16 protein-coding genes are annotated in these 13,357 nt (G+C 63.0%); 9 read left to right on the forward strand and 7 right to left on the reverse strand.

Annotation, left to right across the window (positions count from 1 at the left end; genetic code table 11):
• Nucleotides 1–689 precede the first annotated feature (689 nt).
• Complete coding sequence (locus WDLP6_RS29820; RefSeq protein WP_162570909.1) at nt 690–1,115, reverse strand: hypothetical protein; 426 nt, start codon at nt 1,113–1,115, stop codon at nt 690–692.
• 421 nt (nt 1,116–1,536) lie between these two features.
• Here WDLP6_RS29820 and WDLP6_RS29825 point away from each other — a divergent pair, with 421 nt between their 5' ends.
• The 4 genes from WDLP6_RS29825 (at nt 1,537) to WDLP6_RS35560 (ending at nt 4,690) form a co-directional block, all read left to right on the forward strand.
• Nucleotides 1,537–2,115, forward strand: coding sequence for a hypothetical protein (locus WDLP6_RS29825; RefSeq protein ID WP_162570910.1), 579 nt, complete (start codon nt 1,537–1,539; stop codon nt 2,113–2,115).
• Between the two features lie 112 nt (nt 2,116–2,227).
• Entirely contained in the window at nt 2,228–3,169 is a 942-nt protein-coding gene (locus tag WDLP6_RS29830) for a glycoside hydrolase family 75 protein (RefSeq protein ID WP_068674134.1), read from the forward strand.
• A gap of 228 nt (nt 3,170–3,397) precedes the next feature.
• Entirely contained in the window at nt 3,398–4,084 is a 687-nt protein-coding gene (locus WDLP6_RS29835; protein WP_162570911.1) for a glyoxalase superfamily protein, read from the forward strand.
• 333 nt (nt 4,085–4,417) lie between these two features.
• Entirely contained in the window at nt 4,418–4,690 is a 273-nt protein-coding gene (locus WDLP6_RS35560) for an AbrB/MazE/SpoVT family DNA-binding domain-containing protein (protein ID WP_443083218.1), read from the forward strand.
• A gap of 17 nt (nt 4,691–4,707) precedes the next feature.
• Here the strand turns inward: WDLP6_RS35560 and WDLP6_RS29845 are convergent, their stop codons facing one another.
• Nucleotides 4,708–5,457, reverse strand: a complete 750-nt coding sequence (locus WDLP6_RS29845) for an SOS response-associated peptidase family protein (protein ID WP_162577723.1) — start codon at nt 5,455–5,457, stop codon at nt 4,708–4,710.
• A 255-nt stretch (nt 5,458–5,712) separates the two neighbouring features.
• On the opposite strand from WDLP6_RS29845, the gene WDLP6_RS29850 reads away from it, so the two are divergent.
• Entirely contained in the window at nt 5,713–6,183 is a 471-nt protein-coding gene (locus tag WDLP6_RS29850) for a hypothetical protein (RefSeq protein WP_162570914.1), read from the forward strand.
• Between the two features lie 94 nt (nt 6,184–6,277).
• A complete protein-coding gene (locus WDLP6_RS29855) occupies nt 6,278–6,997 on the forward strand; it encodes a hypothetical protein (protein WP_068674125.1) in 720 nt (239 codons plus the stop codon).
• Between the two features lie 119 nt (nt 6,998–7,116).
• Here WDLP6_RS29855 and WDLP6_RS29860 read toward each other — a convergent pair whose 3' ends face one another.
• The 4 genes from WDLP6_RS29860 to WDLP6_RS29875 form a co-directional block, all read right to left on the reverse strand.
• The gene (locus WDLP6_RS29860) at nt 7,117–7,455 is read right to left on the reverse strand and encodes a helix-turn-helix domain-containing protein (RefSeq protein WP_068674123.1); all 339 of its coding nucleotides are present in this window, start codon (nt 7,453–7,455) and stop codon (nt 7,117–7,119) included.
• 138 nt (nt 7,456–7,593) lie between these two features.
• Entirely contained in the window at nt 7,594–8,271 is a 678-nt protein-coding gene (locus WDLP6_RS29865) for a hypothetical protein (RefSeq protein WP_068674121.1), read from the reverse strand.
• Between the two features lie 124 nt (nt 8,272–8,395).
• Nucleotides 8,396–8,623 (reverse strand): hypothetical protein, encoded by a 228-nt coding sequence (locus tag WDLP6_RS29870; protein ID WP_068674118.1) that lies wholly within the window; start codon nt 8,621–8,623, stop codon nt 8,396–8,398.
• Between the two features lie 202 nt (nt 8,624–8,825).
• Nucleotides 8,826–9,482, reverse strand: a complete 657-nt coding sequence (locus WDLP6_RS29875) for a hypothetical protein (protein ID WP_068674114.1) — start codon at nt 9,480–9,482, stop codon at nt 8,826–8,828.
• Nucleotides 9,483–10,115: 633 nt separating this feature from the next.
• On the opposite strand from WDLP6_RS29875, the gene WDLP6_RS29880 reads away from it, so the two are divergent.
• Both WDLP6_RS29880 and coaD read left to right on the forward strand, forming a co-directional pair.
• The gene (locus WDLP6_RS29880; RefSeq protein ID WP_068674112.1) at nt 10,116–11,333 is read left to right on the forward strand and encodes a dephospho-CoA kinase; all 1,218 of its coding nucleotides are present in this window, start codon (nt 10,116–10,118) and stop codon (nt 11,331–11,333) included.
• The gene (coaD, locus tag WDLP6_RS29885; protein WP_068674111.1) at nt 11,330–11,848 is read left to right on the forward strand and encodes a pantetheine-phosphate adenylyltransferase; all 519 of its coding nucleotides are present in this window, start codon (nt 11,330–11,332) and stop codon (nt 11,846–11,848) included. Before WDLP6_RS29880 ends, coaD begins: the two co-directional genes overlap by 4 nt.
• A 22-nt stretch (nt 11,849–11,870) precedes the next feature.
• Here coaD and WDLP6_RS29890 read toward each other — a convergent pair whose 3' ends face one another.
• Nucleotides 11,871–12,077 carry a hypothetical protein gene (locus WDLP6_RS29890; protein WP_146039551.1) on the reverse strand — a complete coding sequence of 69 codons (207 nt, stop codon included), beginning with the start codon at nt 12,075–12,077 and terminating at the stop codon, nt 11,871–11,873.
• A gap of 241 nt (nt 12,078–12,318) precedes the next feature.
• Here WDLP6_RS29890 and WDLP6_RS29895 point away from each other — a divergent pair, with 241 nt between their 5' ends.
• Nucleotides 12,319–13,326, forward strand: a complete 1,008-nt coding sequence (locus WDLP6_RS29895) for a hypothetical protein (RefSeq protein WP_068674107.1) — start codon at nt 12,319–12,321, stop codon at nt 13,324–13,326.
• Nucleotides 13,327–13,357: the final 31 nt, after the last annotated feature.

Raw genomic sequence — 13,357 nt, forward strand, 5'->3', positions numbered from 1 at the left:
CTACCTGCCGACGCTCAACAGTCGTGCGCTGGAGGACGTTGTGTACGGCCGGGGGACACCTTCCCAGTCCCTTGTCACCATGCACACCGCTGCCATGGCGCTTCTGAGGAGCAAGCTGCGAAGCAAGGCTCGACAGCTGGCGGTGGAAGCTTGCGGCGCTCTGCGTCTCAAGTCTCTCCAAGGGGATGTCATTGCGCGGTCGTACCTCGCAGAGCTCTCCTCCCGGAACCCAAAATCAGTTCACTGATTCCAAGGCCCACCCTAAGCGGTGGGCCTTTTTTCGTGTTCCGCTCCGATAGCCTATTGGGCCGACTCATCCGAAGCCTTCTCCGTACGCGGGCTGGGCCAATCGGCGCGCCCTGTGTCCATCGCGACGTCGCCCCCGCAACGCCGGCACAGGCCGCCTTCCTTGGCGCAGGGGATGCAGAGCACCGAAGTGGCGCGGCTGCCGTACACCTGGTCCATCTGGCAACACATGCACGCTTGGACCGTCATGGCGGCCCCCGCAAGCCGAGTTCGGTAGAAGCACGCCCGGCACTCCTGCCGCGCAAGTCGCTCGGCTTCCCGCGCATCGAGCTCGATGTCCCGCGCCGCTCGAAGCAAGTCGTCCACGCGTTGCCTGGCGTGCCGGGTGGCGCGTGCCATTTCGGCCGGCGTCATGTCAGCAGGCGGCTGGTTCATCAACTGTTCTAGGGTTGGGAGGCGACGCGGCGGGCGCTGAACAACTCGACAACGTTGCTCGGAACGGCCTCTATTTTGTTGGCAATCTTCGCCAGGCCCGTCGCGAACGACTCGAAGTCTCCCTCGATGTAGTGGCTCCAAACGGCCTTCTCCTCGGGGGAGAGGTCGCCGCTCGCGATAAGCGCCAGCAAGCGGTCTGCGCGCAGGAGCCCGCTTTCGCGATTGATGAACATGACGGTCTTCACGAAGCCCTCGGCGTCGCTGTCGTCAAGGCGAAGCCCGAAGCGCTTGAACCAGCGCCCGTAGTAGGCACGTCCCTCCGGGGTGAGCTCCATCGTGCCCTCGGCGTCGTCGAACGCCACGTAGGCATCGACGAACTCGATTTGTGTGTCATCTGCGAGAGCTTCGCGACGGGGAAGGGGGATGGCGGTCATGCTGTTGTTCTCGATGGACGAGATAGAGTATAGCATAGTGCGCCTAAAATTGCTTATTCGTTTTAGGTCGGGGTCCGACAGGAATGCGCGCAGCGATGGCGAGCGAGCCGAGCCTGCCTGCTAAAATGGCGTAAGGAAACCGTTTAAGGAGTATCGAGGAATGCGGACAATATATCGGGCAACTGCTCTCTGGTTCGCTGCCCTGGCGGGCAGCGCGTCGGCCCAGTCGAGTGGCGGCGGCCAGTTCCGACCACTCATGCAGCTTGAGGGACGAATAGTCTTCGCGCGTGTGCTTGAGGGTGGTCTCCAAGGGGGGCGCTACGTCGGTGTTCAATCGATATCACAAGACACCGGCAGGGGTGCAAGCGGCCTGAATACGCAGAGCTACACAACCTTTTTTGACTGCAACCAGCCTCGGCGCATGAGCCTGGTTGCTGTAGGCATGAACAAGGAACCGGACGTCAACGCACCTCCCAAGTGGGACTGGATGCAGGTCGAGGGGTCGGAGACGGAATTCAAGCCGCAGCAGCTGACATACGAATCGATTGCCGACCACGAGCGCGCAGCGCAGGCAGACCTCGCTGCGAAAGGTCTCGGTGGCAGAAAGGTCCCGAGCTCATATCAGGCTCAAGCCTCCTTCGGCTGCGAGGTAGCCCGCGAGCCCGCGAAGGAAGAGCAGGTTGCGAAGCGCTTGATGCGGACCGCGGACGTCCCAGCACTAACCGAGCTTGACTGCGAGGGCAAGCGGCGCAGCGGGGAAGACTACCCTGTTGGCGTGCGATTCTCACAGCGTGAGGGGGTTGTGCAGATGAATGACCGTTGGATAGGAAACTCGCAGGTGACTGAGGAGGACGTTCGTGCCCAGACCTCTACCTACCGGGTGGTGGTGAACCGGAAGACGGGCAAGTTCGAGCTGCGGGCGATGCACGGCACGGAGCCGGGGAACGTTCTGGCCACCGGCAGCTGCGAGGTCGCGACGGCACAGAAGACCAAGTTCTGACGCCGGCGGCCGCGGTGACGCCCGCCCAAGTTTGCCGGGCCAGCCGTCCTGGGATTCCACTTCAGCCGCCGTCGTCGTAGCATGCGCTCCTCTAACAGGGCTGGAGGCGGAGATGACGGCAGAGAACGACGTTTTCATGAACTCGGCCGGCGCGGTGGCGCTAGCGCTCACCTTGGGGCTATCGCCCGCTTTCGGCGCCGATTGCGAGGGGTCGCAGCGAACAGACCTGGGCAACGTCCCGCGCTCCTGGGTGCTGACGGATGGCGGCATCGCAGCCTTTGCCAAAATGAACATCAACATCGACGGGTACGCGAGGGCCTACCATCCAAAGAACGCCGCTGCGGGTGCGCTTATTCACCTCTGCAATGCCGGGCGGCCCTACCTCCCAGACGGCACGTCGTACAACGCCTCTGAGGACAATCAAACCTGCACCGGGCGGTTCATGCAGGACTTCGAGCGCATCGGCGCTGCCGGCTGGAAGTCCCCGTCTGTCGGTGCCATCAACTGGTTCGGCATCCTCGGAACCGGCTCAGTCAAGGTCGGCAAGAACGCCGTGTCCGCGGTCGTGCCGGTCAAGCAGAAAGACGGCTCAGGCTTCTACGTGTCGCCGACGGCGCTTGCGGACGAAACCATCGCGGACAAGACCGAACAGTCTCGATATGTGAACCCGCTGCGCGTTCCTGCAGGTGTCGTGCCAAAGACCGTTATCGCCGAGGGCGTGAAGATGGGCAGCTTCGGTGTGGCCTACAACGTGAACCGGCGCATTGCCGTGCCCTTTGTCGTCGGGGACGCCGGCCCACGAATCGGCGAGGCCAGCGTCGCGCTGGCGCGGCTCGCAGCAGGACTCCCCCTGAAGGACGACATCAAGCGCAGCGAACGTTACGCCGGCCAGGTCGACACCCGGGACGTGCTGTGGGTGTACTTCAAGGACGCGTCTGTGGCCTATGACCACAAGAACGAGGCCGCCACGGTCGAGAAGGCCAAGGCTGCCTACCAAGCATGGGGCGGGGACGAGCGCTTGGCACTCTGCGTCCAGCGCGTGCCGCGGAACTAGCGCGAGTTCCCGCCGGGCGCCAGCCCAGGCGGGCGCGCCAAGGGCGCGGTGCTAGACTGAATTAGAGGCCCCGACCCTCTTGCCGCTCTCACCCTCACGGGCACGGCTCAAGCTCGGCTAGCAGGACATCAGTCCAGACCCACTTTTGCTTTTCGCGAAGGCGCCGGTCGGTAACGAGAGCAACCCCACCACATCCTGCGCGCCTTTGCGCAGACAAAAGGACAACTCATGGTTAGAAAACCGCAACCGAAGGACGCGGCGCGCAAGCTCGCCTCGTTTCTGACGAACGAAGGCGTCACGCTCGACAACCGCAAGCTGCTCGACATGGTCGCTATCGTCGAGGGCCACAAGGACTGGCAGACGATGTCAGCCAGTCTCAAGGGCACAGAAAATGCGCCGACCAGCAAGGCGGCCGGCCGCCAGACTCCCCGCGTTCGCGACTACACGAGGGCCTGGGCGCAAGTCGAGGCCCAGTGCCGCAGCACCTTGATGGAGCTCCGAGATATGCTCGAGCGCGCACTAGGTGACAGTTCATACAGCATTTCGGTGCCGCAACCCGATACCAACTCTGATGACTTCAGCGTTGGAATCACCGTGCTCGAAAATCCCATGCGACCTGGTCCGGTCGAGGACCGCATCCAGGTCACCTTGGAGCTCCGCCAGGCCGAGGACGACGAACAGCCGACCGAGGACCTCGCTAACATAGCACCGAGTCGGTGTCTGAAGTTCGGGCATGGAATGCTGTTGAATGTTGTCGACGCGCGGCTTGGAGACACCGTGGCCACTCAGGTTCCGCTCAACTACAGCTCCGAGGTCTGGACCCGGGATATTGAAGAGCTGCGCGGCCGCGCTTCGTCCGACGTTATGGACCTTGCCGGCGTCGTCTCCTCCATCGTCGCTCGATTGGACGTCTGATTTCGAGAGCCCGCATCTGCGGGCTCTTTTCTTTGCCCCTGGCAGCAATCGTGGCTGTCTCGCACCCCTAACCAGGCATGAAGAAGCCTTCTCGCTCAACACAGGCCCCAGCTGCGGGAAAGTTGCTGTGCCAATTCCCCGTGCGCAGCGCGCAATCGCCGACAGCGGCCCTCAGCGCGCCAACAGCCGGTCCTAGCACTGAACGTGGGCAGGTGGCGCGGCATCTGAAGGTGTAACCCCCACCCCGTCAGGCAAGGCCGAATCGTGGATAAACAAAGGTTTGACCCCATCTGTGCAGTGACGGCAATCTGTTCCGGCGACTGGGGAGGCCCAATGCAGCACACAGTTACAGTTCAGACTCGCGGCCGCGTGACCATTCCGACCGCGATTCGCGACGCTCTCCATCTGCGCCAGGGGGATGAGCTGCTGTTCGTCGAGGAGGCCCCCGGCAAGTTCGAGCTCAAGGTCGAGCCGCAACGAGCTGCTTTGCTCGGTAGGAGACGCTCGAGTCGGATTTCAATGACACCTCCTACGCGGTCGCCGCAACTCGAGCTCAACCTCGGAGCCGTCGAAGGGTCCCGCCCAATCCGGCCACGCAGCGCCTAGTCAATCCTCCGGGTACCTCAGAACAGCGACCCCGTATCGGCCGGCGGCGTGTCTTGCTTCTGTCTAGAAGTTGTTTTCCGAGGCGGCGCCGGGAGCGCCCTCGCTGCCAGGGCTTCGGCCGGCTGCACCTGCAGCACAGCCAAGGCCTCCTCGTTGGTGCCAAACAGCCAGGTCTTCCACGCGCTCTTCGGCAGGGCGACCACCGCGCGCTTGTCCTGCTTGTCCAGGGGACGCCTAGGGTCAGGTCGGTGGAAGCGTGCCAGCAGGGGGTGCCCGTCGACGTTGACGGTTGGCATCGTGAAGTTGGGAACAAGTTCTCCCGACTCGGGGTCCGTCCACTCTGACCACAGGCCGGCAAGCGCCAGGGGCTCGGTCTCCTTGGGGTTGCTGACCTGCCACCACTGGTTCTGCCCCGACTCCCAGTTTGGCTCGTCGTACCCCCAAACAGGGATGAGGCAGCGCTGCCCGTTTTTCCATGCATCTCGGAAGGTTGGGAGCCGCGCCATGGTCTCGCTGCGGGCGTTGTTGGTCATTTTGGGGCGACCGTCCTCTGCCAGTTCGAAGCGGGTAGCGGAGCCGGGGCGAATCATTCCCCACTGCCCCTCCACTTCGACGACAGCATCCGAACCTGGGCCTGGGCGCAGGAATCGACCTTGCCCTCGCGGTCCGATGGTCACGCGGACCGGCTCGAGCAGGTCGGAGGAGACGGCAAGCATGGTCGCAAAAGCAGGGTGGCGGCCTGTGGCCGGCGTGTAGCGGTTGCACATGTCGGTAAGTTACCGCATTGCGGCACGGGCAAGGTCGCCGAGGGCTTTCCCCGGAAGTCGGGACGCATAGCCGCGATGGCATGATGAGGCATGACCCTCGCCAATGCCCGACCCTCCGTAGAGGAGCACCCTGAAATCCCTCATGCGAAGCGGTACGAGTGCCGCTGGCGCGACGACCCTGCGAGGCCAGGCCGCCAGGTCCATTATTGGGTGGATAACGCCCCTACTCAACCGCACTGGCCGGAGAGTGCGGTCATGCGCTGGGACTTGCGGCAAAGCGATTGGCACCTGATATGGCCCGAGCTCATCGACCATCCCTGCGCCAAGCTGTTCGCTCCAACCCATCCTGACCGGAAGGGCCCTAGGCGGTTCCGCGACTGGGTCGAGTCCTGGCCCGAGGGATTTGCTTGGCGCTCGGAACTTCCTGGCCACCTTCATCCGGCCATCGAGAAGGCCCTGAAAGAGCTTTCCGAGGGATTGGCGCTGGAGGGCGACCCGGTCGGTGCCACGCCTGCCCTACAGGGCCCTCAATCTTCGGGCGATGCCGCCGCCGCATTGCGACCTGCTGGCCTTGACGTGCCCGGCTTGGTGGAGAGCCTGGCCGTCGCGCTGCACGAGGTGAACGATGGGGACCGCCCGGCAATCGCGCAAGCGCTTTCAACCCTGGCAATGGCTCCCGACAGCGGGCGCACGCTCGAGGCGTTGAAGAATCTCTTGAAGCCGTGAGTGCACGAATTGCGAGCAACCGAGAAATTGGCCACAGACAAAAGCGAGGCCCCGCCCCTAAGCTCAAAGACCCTAATCCCCCTGGCGGCGTCCCATGCACCTGAGAACACGTTTCCTGCTTCCGCTCGCCCTGGTGGCATTCCTTGCCGCCTGTTCACAGCCGAAGGACGCCATCATCCCAGCGGATTCCGCGACCTGGGAGAAGGACCTGCTGCCAAAGATTCAGAAGCTTTCAGACGATGACCGCGCGGCCCTAGCGGCCTATCTGGTGCGCGCCAAGATGGGCGAGGCATTCGGCGGCAAGACGATGCCCCTCGGCACCACGGTCGGCCAGGCCATCGACCAGCAAAAGGCTTTTGCGGCTCAGCAGGCGGTAAAGGCGGCTGAGGAGCAGGCGCTCAAGGAGAAGCTGCGCAAGGAACAGGAAGAGGCTGCGGCTGCGCTCAACAGGATTGTCACGGTGACGCTTCTCGAAAAGAAAGAGCTCGCACCAAACTACGAGCAGCGCCGATACAGCCAGGAGCAAGTCTTCAAGATTGGCATTCGCAATGGCGGCGACAAGCCAATCAGAGGCGTGAAGGGCGTGCTCGAGTTTGTTGACATCTTCGGCAAGCGTGTTGGCTCCGTCGCCTTCGCTGTGGCCGAGAACATTGCGCCCAGCCAGGCGCTCGTATGGGAGGGCAGCCGCGACTACAACCAGTTCCTCGATGAACACAAGGCGGTCTGGAACCTGGAGGAGGGGAAATTCACGACCCGCTTCGTACCGGAGCAGGTAGTTTTTGCCGATGGCACCAAGCTGGGTGCTAGCCAATAGCGCAGCGATGGCTCACGGCTTTGTAAAACAAATCGCCGCTCCGAAAGGTACGGAGCGGCGATTCGGGCGAAATTGATTCTGCCCTTTCGGCCGATGGCCGCCATCAGGCGGCGTGACGGTCATACCGGGTGGAGTAGCTTCGCCGGCACATCCCAGAAACCCTGGCGCGTCGCGGCGCGTACCACGTTGGCGCGCTTGCGGAACTGCGGGTCGATGGCAATCAGCTCGGCGCGCGGCACACTCAGCACATTGGCCATGCGTTCGAGGCAATGCGCATCCACGTTGGGCATCGCTGCACGCTCCACGCGGCTGATTTTACAATGTGAAATTTTGTAATCGAATGCGGCCTGTGCGACCTGCAGTTGGGTCACTCGCGCGCGGATGCGGGCGTTGCGGAACAGCCGCGCGAACTTCTTCAGTTGCGGCTTGGTGAACTTGAGCTTCTTGACGATTGCCATGGCATTTCCTGTGAGGTTGACGGGTGGTTTTTGCCGGGCGGACCCCAGACATGCCTCTGTGAAGCAACCACGTTTATCCGCCCGCATCACCTAAAAGGAACCCGCCGACAGCGTGCGCTGCAGGCGGGTTTCAGGAAATCAGGTCGGAGACCTCAGCCACGGGCGCAGGCCCAGGGGCTCGAAATACTCGAAGGCGGCATTGCGCACGCCCGCGAGCTCGCTGTATTGCCAGGCTGTGCCCAGCTGCATGATGGTCGCGTAGCGGGCGTCGAAGGGGTCCGGGTAGACGTGCAGCTGGCGCTTGTCACCAGTAAGAAGCACGCCGCGCGTCGGGCCGTTGACCACCTTGGCTGGCTTGGTGAGGCTCGCGCCGAGGCACGGGATGAGCCTGCCCGAGCGCAAGCCGTCGAGGAAAGTCAAAGCGCGGCCCTCGAATTCGGTGGTCGCCTGCTGGTACCCAGGGTGGCCGCCTTGAGCGTGAACCTGAACCTGTTCTGCGAGCAAGTCCTTGCCGACAACGCCGAAGGCAGCCATCGCGACCAGGACGTCAAGAAGTTGTGCATACGGCATCTTCTCGAAGTAGAGGTAGTCGCCGACGGTGGCTTGCACCATCAGGTTTGCGCAGGGGAGCGCCTTGACTGCATTCAGCAGGTCGTCATCACGGCAAGTGAACGAGCCACTCAGCACTCCAGAGATTTTTTGGGCCGTGGTTGCGTACAGATGCGCATCCTTACCATTGACGGTGGTGCCTCCGACCTTGACGAGGGCGAAACTGTGACCGAAAACGGCCGCGGGATTGAAGATTCGAGAGCTCATTGTCCTTGCAAGGTGGGTTTGTCCTATTTCGTATAGGCGATGCGTCCCGGCTATAGAAAACCCCTTCGGTGCGCGCACAGAAGGGGCTGGAGGAATGAAGGCCCGAGGCTATGACGGCAGACCGTCAGTCCATCCGGATGGCTTCCCAGTCGATGGCGCCCGGCTCGGCGGTTGTGGGCGCGACGCCCGGTACGGCACCGACCCACTCGGGGGCAGAACCCTCGGGCAGCTCGAAGTGCTGCGTCCAGAACGCCACGGCCTGCGCCTTGTCCGGGGCGACGACCAGCAGGTCCAGGTTCTCGCCGTCGGGGTTGTTGTCGCGGATGTAAAAAAGGTGATTTCCTTGGGGCATCGTTGATTCCTTTAGCCTTGACGGCCGCAATTGATAAAGTCCGTCCGGTCGAGTCCTTGCGACTCGAGGTAGGCGGTTTTGCTGGCAACGGCGCGTTCGAACTCCTCGGGGTCACCCGCGGTGCATTCGATGACGAAGTCGAGCTGGCGAAGCCGCTCGGTCTGTTGCGACGTCAGTACTCGGTGAGACAAGGCGCTCGTCCTCAGTTGGGCGTCATGCGATGGCCTTGCATGAAGGCAATCCACTTGTCGGCCTTGGCGTCGGACTTGAAGCTGGCTTGCAGCTCACCGTCGACGCTGACCGATGCGGCGTAGCCAGGCTCCTTCGAGGCGTGGCGCACCAAGTTCGGAACCCGATAGGCTGGGTGCCGGTACAGCTCCTGCTTGCTTGCAACGTCGATGATGCGGACGATGCATGCCGTCAGGATGGCGCCTCCGCCGTGGGAATTCCGCCGGCTAATCAGCAGTGGCGCCCGGATGGGGCCCATGGACCGGCCGACCGTTCCGATAACGTCGTGCTCCTCGAGCCAGTCTCGTCCTGTCAACGCGTCGCCCATGAACAGCCGCAGGCGGCCGCCATGCTGCCGGTACGCCTCCAGCACCGCCTGGACCTTCACCGGGGTGTCCGGGTCGAACAGGGTTGTGGTTGGCTTGGTGGCAATGTAGGCGCTTTGAGCGGCCTCGTACAGCTGGTACTGTGCGAGGGTGCCGATGTCGGCCTCGTTCGGGGAGGCCAGGCCAAGCAGGCTGGCGAACTGGCGCAAGCGCTTGAACGTGACGTCGAACCCGAGGCAACTGAAGCCGCGGCCGCTTGGCAACACGAAGAGTCGCTGGGAAGCGTTGATGGTGATGGTGCTCATGGCAGATGTCCTCTGTGGAAAGAAATGGTTCTTTCCGGTATAGGACCCGGGCGCACAGGGCCGCCTCCGGCCCCCGGCCTCTAAACACCGCCAAGCCGGTCATGCCCAGGTACCTCAGAACCTCACACGAAAAACCCGCCGAGCGAAAGCTGCGGCGGGTGCGGATTCGAATCAGAGGAGTTCGTAGACGGAAGAGCGAGTTTCCACTCGAGAACCATCGATAGTGAGGATGTTGGTGGTGGCCACCTCGGTACCTGGCGGGTGAATCGGGTGTTCAAAGACTTCGCGAGTTTGCCTTGCCGCCAAAGCCCCGAAGGTCACATCGTCCGAACGCGATTCGTTCGCTGCCTCGTCCGTGTGGCGCGTGACATCCGTGTAGTCGATGTCCAGGTCGACATGGCCGGTGCGCTTCTTCAGGTGCGCGGGTCGTAAAGCCCGCCTTCACCATCCCGGGGTAGCTGCTGCTTCTCGCGAGGTAGATGTGTCCTTCGGCCACGTGTGCTCCAAACACGCGTCTAGCCGAACTATTTAGCCCGCGCTGCCTGCGGCTCTAAACAGCAATTACATCGAAATCTAAATTGCAGTGGGCGCGCTTCGTGCTAAAATGCTTCTTACAAGAGGACCCTCCAAGACATGCACGTCATCATCACCGGCACCATCGGCTCAGGGAAGTCGACGGTTGCCGCGCAGCTTTGCAAGGCGCTGCCCCAATACAAGCTGCTGGATTTCGACAAGGAAGTTGACGGGCTCTACCGGGACGACCACTTTCTTGCGTTCCTGGACAAGGAATTCGGCACGACCGACCGCAAGCAAGTCTCCGACATCGTTTTCGCCCAGCCCGAGCTTCGCCGGCAGCTCGAGGCCCGGTCCATCCCCGCCCTACAGGAACGGCTCACCGATGCCCTGCAGGCGCACCCGAACCTTCTTATCGAGTTCCCCCTCTACTTCGAGGCAGCGTGGCCACTGGGGCACGTCGACCTCTGCGTCACGGTGCACTGTGACCAGGAGACCCAGGTTAAGCGCGTAGCTGCCCGGGATAAGGCCTCAGCCGGCAAGATTGCTGCCATCCGGGCCGCCCAGCTGAGCACTGCCGCCAAGGTTGCCCTGGCCGACCAGGCCGTCGATACGGGGCGCGACGACGTACCCGAACAACTGGCGCGCCTCGTCGAGGCCATCCGCATCGGTGACCTCCGGGACCGCGCGCTTTGCGACCTGGGCGTAGCCGATGCCTGGCCGGAGCTGGTCGCAGCCTACTCTCAGCCCCATCGCCGCTATCACACCCTGGCGCATCTGCATGCCATGTTCGAACGCCTGGACCAGGTTGGCTCCAATGTGTCCCATCCCAAGGCGCTCGCGCTCGCCATCTGGTTCCACGACTACGTGTACGAGGTCGACGACCGGTATGGCGACAACGAGGCCCGTAGCGTGAAGGCCATGAGCGACGTGCTTCGGCGCAGCGGCAGCCCGCTCCTCTACGAGCACGAGCAGCGGTCGAGCGTGGTCGCCCTCGCCGCCGAGTTCATCCTCGCCACCAAAGGCCATCAGCCCGCTTCGGGCTACCTCCAGTCGCGTCCAGCCGCATTGGCCGACGCGCAGCTCTTCCTGGACATCGACCTAACCATCCTGGGCAAAGGCCCGGCCGCAGCCGAGCAGTTCGACCAGGCCATCCGACATGAGTTCTCGCGATACGGCGACCAGGAGTTCGCCCGTGGCCGCGTTCAAGCGCTGACGACCTTCCTGGAGCGGGACCAGGTCTACTTCACCCCCACGTTCGCGCATCTTGAAGAAGCTGCGCGCGCAAACCTCAACTCTCTCATCTGCCGCTGGAAATCAGTGGCTCCCGCCCAATGACTCGCATCGCTGTTTACGCCGGTACCTTCGACCCCCTGACCAAGGGGCACCTGTGGGTGATTCGGGAGGCCCTTCGGCTGACCGACAAGCTCTATGTCGCCATCGGCGTGAATCCGGACAAGAAAACTTATTTCTCGCTCACCGAGCGCCTCGAGCTCATCCGGGCTGTGCTGTCGTCAAAGCTCACGCCGGCCGACTACGCCCGCATCGAGGTGGTTTCGTATGAAAGCGAGCTGCTGGTGAACTTTGCCGGCAGGGTAGGGGCGACCCACATCATCCGCGGCATCCGGAACAGCAACGACTTTCACTACGAATTCGGTATCAACCAATTTAATCGAACGATTGACCCGAGAATCGAGACCATATTCCTCATCACGCCTGACCGCCTGGCGCAGACGAGCTCGTCGTTCGTCAAGGGTCTGGTGGGCGTCGGAGACTGGGAAACCTTGCTGACAAGGATGGCCCACCCGGCGGTCATCGCTGCCTTCAAGGCCAAGAGGGCCGCGACCGCCTGAGCCGGCGGGCCCGCAGCGCCGTCTAGCCCTTGAGCCAGCCCGCCAAGGCAACAAGGGCTGCGCCGAGACTCGCCCCCAGGCCAACGACCGCCCAGGGGAACCAAGGCCGCTGGTCGATTGCATTGCGGGAACGTTGGTGTTCGCAGAAGACCCGCCAGCTTTCCGCGCGGTAGGCTTCCATCTGCTCCTCGAAGGACGGCATCGGTGGAATCGGGTCTTTACGTCGCATGCGCATATCGTAGCGAAGCTTCGGCGAATTGGAAGGAGCCATCTCGAGGCCCGACCCGCGGGCCGGTGCGGGTCCAGCCAAGGTGTTGGCCAGCTTAGCGGATGCGCGTGGGCTGCTAGTCATAGCTTACAACTGGGCTGACGGCGGCGAAATTGCAAGCCAAAGCTGACATTTTTGAGAGGGCGTCCAGCCCTCGTGCTCTCGCTAGACGGTTGCAGGACAACCTCACAGGAGAAGTTTTTTGAACGCAAACGACACCGCCGCGGAAGCCCCCTATCGGCTCGACGAAATCGAGGGCATCCTGCGGGAGGCAGGCCTTCCGTACAGCCGAATCGGCAACCACCTGCGCGCCGAGCTCTATGCCTTGGACGCCTTCTACGGCATCGCGTACATTGTGGCTGCCGAGGAGGTGTTTTCCTTTGCTGGCAGCCAGGGGGAGGTCGAATACGCACGCAGCCAGCTCTGGGAGCACGTGTGCGGCAAGGACCATTTCGAGTACAGCCCGAAGAAGAACCTGTACCTGTTCGTCGTCGGGCCGTCGGAACTCATCGACCAACCGGAGTACCTGGTGGCGCGGGCCCACATCGTCAACGACGACCGGAACTACGCCATGAAGCGGGTGGTCACGCCTGCGCAGGCACAGCTTTTGCTGCAAAACCCCTTTCAGCCCTTGGTCGGCGCCGCCCGTGCGGCAGAACGGCCGGAATTGCACCTGGTGCGGGAGCCGTACGAACAGCTGGGGACGACGCCCGAACAGCTCGAGGCGTCGGCCGGCCTCACGGTTGGGCCCATCCTAGATTACCGCGAGGCGGAGCGTCGGTACGACAGCCCGGCCCTCGTGTCCCGAGGCGACGAGTTCACGGACGAGGTCTGGGACCACGTGGAGGTCATCTTCCGGCGCCTTATGGGCCTGGATTACGGGCTGAGGCGCACGGTGCTGGGACTCTGCGTCACCCATCGTGGCAACCCGCACGGCGCGTTCATGTGGCAAGCGAGCAGGGGAGAGCGCATGGCGTTCGCCTTCGCCCAATTCCTGGCTGAAGCCGCAAAGGACGTGAAGCCTGGTCTTTGCCTGGGCGTGCACGACGTTCTCGCGGCGTTCGATACATTGCGGCAGCTCGTCGCGCTCGACTTGCTGCGTGACTTTGCCGTCGCTACTGGCGCCAGCATCCAGCTCAGGTCCGCCAAACAGGACTTCAAGCGCCTCGCCGAGGCAAAGTTCAACTTGCTCAAGGCCCTGCCGGCCTGACCGAATGATTTACCGCCCGCTTCCTCTCGAG

Origin of the sequence: Variovorax sp. PBL-E5 (assembly GCF_901827185.1) — a bacterium.
In the GTDB taxonomy this organism is placed as follows: domain Bacteria; phylum Pseudomonadota; class Gammaproteobacteria; order Burkholderiales; family Burkholderiaceae_C; genus Variovorax.

What these genes read in the sequence shown, in the direction of transcription:
- WDLP6_RS29820 (WP_162570909.1), bottom strand. Translation starts at nt 1,115, where the DNA reads ATGACCGCCATCCCCCTTCCCCGTCGCGAAGCTCTCGCAGATGACACA.
- WDLP6_RS29825 (WP_162570910.1), top strand. Translation starts at nt 1,537, where the DNA reads ATGAGCCTGGTTGCTGTAGGCATGAACAAGGAACCGGACGTCAACGCA.
- WDLP6_RS29830 (WP_068674134.1), top strand. Translation starts at nt 2,228, where the DNA reads ATGACGGCAGAGAACGACGTTTTCATGAACTCGGCCGGCGCGGTGGCG.
- WDLP6_RS29835 (WP_162570911.1), top strand. Translation starts at nt 3,398, where the DNA reads ATGGTTAGAAAACCGCAACCGAAGGACGCGGCGCGCAAGCTCGCCTCG.
- WDLP6_RS35560 (WP_443083218.1), top strand. Translation starts at nt 4,418, where the DNA reads ATGCAGCACACAGTTACAGTTCAGACTCGCGGCCGCGTGACCATTCCG.
- WDLP6_RS29845 (WP_162577723.1), bottom strand. Translation starts at nt 5,457, where the DNA reads ATGTGCAACCGCTACACGCCGGCCACAGGCCGCCACCCTGCTTTTGCG.
- WDLP6_RS29850 (WP_162570914.1), top strand. Translation starts at nt 5,713, where the DNA reads ATGCGCTGGGACTTGCGGCAAAGCGATTGGCACCTGATATGGCCCGAG.
- WDLP6_RS29855 (WP_068674125.1), top strand. Translation starts at nt 6,278, where the DNA reads ATGCACCTGAGAACACGTTTCCTGCTTCCGCTCGCCCTGGTGGCATTC.
- WDLP6_RS29860 (WP_068674123.1), bottom strand. Translation starts at nt 7,455, where the DNA reads ATGGCAATCGTCAAGAAGCTCAAGTTCACCAAGCCGCAACTGAAGAAG.
- WDLP6_RS29865 (WP_068674121.1), bottom strand. Translation starts at nt 8,271, where the DNA reads ATGAGCTCTCGAATCTTCAATCCCGCGGCCGTTTTCGGTCACAGTTTC.
- WDLP6_RS29870 (WP_068674118.1), bottom strand. Translation starts at nt 8,623, where the DNA reads ATGCCCCAAGGAAATCACCTTTTTTACATCCGCGACAACAACCCCGAC.
- WDLP6_RS29875 (WP_068674114.1), bottom strand. Translation starts at nt 9,482, where the DNA reads ATGAGCACCATCACCATCAACGCTTCCCAGCGACTCTTCGTGTTGCCA.
- WDLP6_RS29880 (WP_068674112.1), top strand. Translation starts at nt 10,116, where the DNA reads ATGCACGTCATCATCACCGGCACCATCGGCTCAGGGAAGTCGACGGTT.
- coaD (WP_068674111.1), top strand. Translation starts at nt 11,330, where the DNA reads ATGACTCGCATCGCTGTTTACGCCGGTACCTTCGACCCCCTGACCAAG.
- WDLP6_RS29890 (WP_146039551.1), bottom strand. Translation starts at nt 12,077, where the DNA reads ATGCGACGTAAAGACCCGATTCCACCGATGCCGTCCTTCGAGGAGCAG.